Here is a 3,210-nt window from a genome sequence, read left to right as displayed (position 1 = left end):
GGACGCGCGTCCCAGTGCCGTTGCGCTTCGGCGCGGCCGTCCGCATGGCCCAGCGTCTCGAGGGCAAGGGCCGCCGTGCCGAGAACGACCGATTCCTCGAAGCTGCCGGGCGCGCCCTGCGTCCACAGCGTCGCGAGGTCCGCGTCGGTTTCGGCCAGCCTGCGGGTGTTGCTCAGCAGTGTCGGCTGCGCTGCCTGCCAAGGCTGTCCGTGGCGCAGACCGAAAACGTCGATCTGCTTGCCGGGATGGCGTTCGAATTCGCCGCCGCCGCCCTTGATGACGCTCAGCGCGGGCCAGCCCAGCCGCGCGGCAGCGTCGGCCTGAAGCAGCCGGTAGGATGGGTGGAACACGCCTTGCACGCTGGCCGGCGCCGCCCCGGGATTGAGCATCCGGCAGACGGTGTTGACGCAGGACCACAGCCCCAGAACCGCCCGCAGGCTCAGAAGACCGAAAAGACGTGGATGGGCCTCTTCCAGCGGCAGGTAGGCGATGCCGTCGCGCCGCAGAAGCGCATTTCCGTCGTCCACGGTGCGGGCGACGGAAATGCCCGCGTCCCTCAGGCCCGCGCGTACCGCGCCGTCGGAGCCATTCCAGCCGTGCAGCAGGACGCTGTGGCCTGCCATGGCGACCAGACGCGCTGACAGAAGAAACCACGGCTGGCCGCGCGTGCGGCCGGCGGCGTAGCTCGGCCAGTCGAGTTCGACCCCGGCGACCGGTAGAATCGCCTGGCGCGCGGCATGCGCGAAGCCGGCGATCTCGTCCGCCGTCTCGCCCTTCATGCGCAGCAGCATGAGCAGGGCGCCAATGGCTTCGGGTGCTGCGTCGCCCGACAGCATGAGCGTCATCGCATCCTCGGACTCGTCACGCGTCAGGGCGCGCGAGCGGCCGGGACCGCGGCCCAGCGTCCGGACATGGTCGGCCAAGCTCATTCGGCGGCCTCCCGCAGGGTTCTGCCGGCAAGCAGTGCTGCGATCTCGGGCCGGCAAGACCCGCAATTCGTGCCGGCCTGAAGCGCTGCGCCCACAGCATCGACGCTCATCAGCCCATTGGTCTCGATGGCGCGCAGGATAGTGTTCACGCCGACCGAGTAACAAGAACACAGCACGGGACCGGGGTCTGGCACATGCGCCGGGGTCCGCCCGCTCAGCGCGTCCGGCGTCTCGGTCCCGGGGATGGTGGCGAGGTAGTCGCGCATCACGGCCACCGGCGTGGACGCGACGAAGAGCGCAGCTTCCAGAACGCCGCTGCGCGTCATCGCAATCCGGGCCGTGCCCCTCGCGTGGTCGACGATCGAGGCAAGCTGCATGTCTTCGCCTCCGAACAGGCGGCGTGCCTCCGCCTCCCAGTCCTGAACGGCGCCACGGTCCGCCAGTTCGGCGCGGTATCCGGCCTGCGTGCGTGCCAGTGCCCAGTATTCCGAGGTCAGCGCCATCGGTGTGCGAGACACGGCGAACCCGTACCAGGCCGCGTCGAAGCGGGTGACTGCGACCGCCGCGGCCTTGCTTTCGGGCTGGCCCGAGATCGGATCGGTTTGCGCTGCGACCAGCGCGTCGACCCGGGCCGAGGGCGCGGTCTCGGCCGTCCAGTGCATCGGCGCGAAGACCTGCCCGGGTTGCACCGCGTCGGTGATCCGGGCGCGCAGGATGGCACGGCCCGCCGGGCTTTCGACCGACACAATGTCGGCGGGCGACAGCCCGAGGCGCGCGGCATCCTCAGGGTGGATGTCGAGGAAGGGCTCGGCCAGGTGGGCAGACAGCCGCGGGCTGAGGCCGGTGCGCGTCATCGTGTGCCACTGGTCCCGCATCCGGCCGGTGTTCAGCCGGAACGGAAAGCGCGGCTTCAGCCGCGCGGCGGGCGGGCGATGGCGCACCGGGACCAAGCGCGCCTTGCCGTCCGCGTGGAAGTAGCGCCCGTCCGCGAAGAAACGCCCGCCTTGCGACGCCTTCGTGACCGGCCAGCGCGTCGGCGGCAGCGCCGCGTAGCCCGCATCGTCGATGTCGGCGAGGCCGGAGATGTCGAAATCGCGCCCGAACTGGCCTGCGATGCCGGAGAGTGCAGCGTATTCGCGGAAGATCTCGGCCGGACCGTCATAGTCGAAAGGCCTCTCCCAGCCCATGCGACGCCCGACCTCGGCGAGGATCGCCCAGTCGGGCCGGGCCGCGCCCGGCGCGGGTAGCGCGGCGCGCTGACGGCTGATCGTCCGGTCGGAATTGGTGACGGTGCCGTCCTTTTCACCCCAGGCGCTGGCGGGCAACAGCACGTCCGCCACGCGCGCGGTGTCGGTCCGGTCGGTGATGTCGCTGACGACCGTGAAGGGGCAGGCGGCGATGGCGTCGCGTACGGCGTCCGCCTCGGGCATGGTGACGGCGGGATTGGTGTGGATGATCCACAGCGCCTTGACGCGCCCGTCACCCGCGGCGCGAAACAGATCGACCGCCTTCAGGCCGGGCGTGTCCGGTATGACGGTTCCGCCCCAGAAGCCGCGAACGGCGGCCCGGTGGTCGGGGTCTTCCAACTCGAGATGGCAGGCGAGCATGTTGGCCAGTCCGCCGACCTCGCGGCCCCCCATCGCGTTGGGCTGCCCGGTGACGGAGAACGGCCCCATGCCCGGTTTCCCGATGCGTCCCGTCGCCAGGTGGCAGTTCAGGATCGCGTTGACCTTGTCGGTCCCGCTGGTCGACTGGTTCACGCCCTGGCTGAACACGGTCACGACCTTCTCGGTCCGCATCCACAGGTCGCAGAACCGGGCGATGTCGTCCGGGTCCAGCCCGGTCTCGGACGGGTCGTCCGCGCCGGCCGCGCGCAGGGCGTCGTCGAGGCCGCGCGTATGCGCCAGATGCCGCGCGTCCAGCGCGCCGGCCTCGCTCAGCCTCACCAGCAGGCGGTTGAACAGCGCCACGTCGCTGCCCGGCCGCAGCGGAAGGTGCAGGTCCGCGCCGTCGCAGGTCGCTGTACGGCGCGGATCGACGACCACGATCCTGGTCCCGCGCGCGCGCTTCGCCGCCATCACCCGCTGGTGCAGGATCGGGTGGCACCAGGCGAGGTTCGAGCCGACCAGCACCACGAGGTCCGCCTCGTCCAGATCCTCGTAGGTGCCGGGCACCGTGTCGGTGCCGAAAGCGCGCCGGTGCCCCGCCACGGTCGACGCCATGCAGAGCCGCGAGTTGGTGTCGATGTTGGCCGAGCCGATGAAGCCCTTCATCAGCTTGT

Annotated in this window: 2 protein-coding genes; both read right to left on the bottom strand. The window is 70.9% G+C overall.

Annotation, left to right across the window (positions count from 1 at the left end):
• On the bottom strand, positions 1–929 hold a 929-nt coding region (locus tag ACFDTC_RS17925), incomplete at its 3' end, for a glycosyl transferase family protein (protein WP_375260238.1).
• Positions 926–3,210 (bottom strand): molybdopterin-dependent oxidoreductase (locus ACFDTC_RS17920; protein ID WP_375260237.1); only part of this gene is annotated, 2,285 nt, incomplete at its 5' end. The genes ACFDTC_RS17920 and ACFDTC_RS17925, both read right to left, overlap by 4 nt.

It is taken from the genome of Citreimonas sp. (assembly GCF_042096055.1).
GTDB lineage: Bacteria > Pseudomonadota > Alphaproteobacteria > Rhodobacterales > Rhodobacteraceae > Citreimonas.
This window is presented reverse-complemented; position numbering and strand designations above follow the sequence as displayed.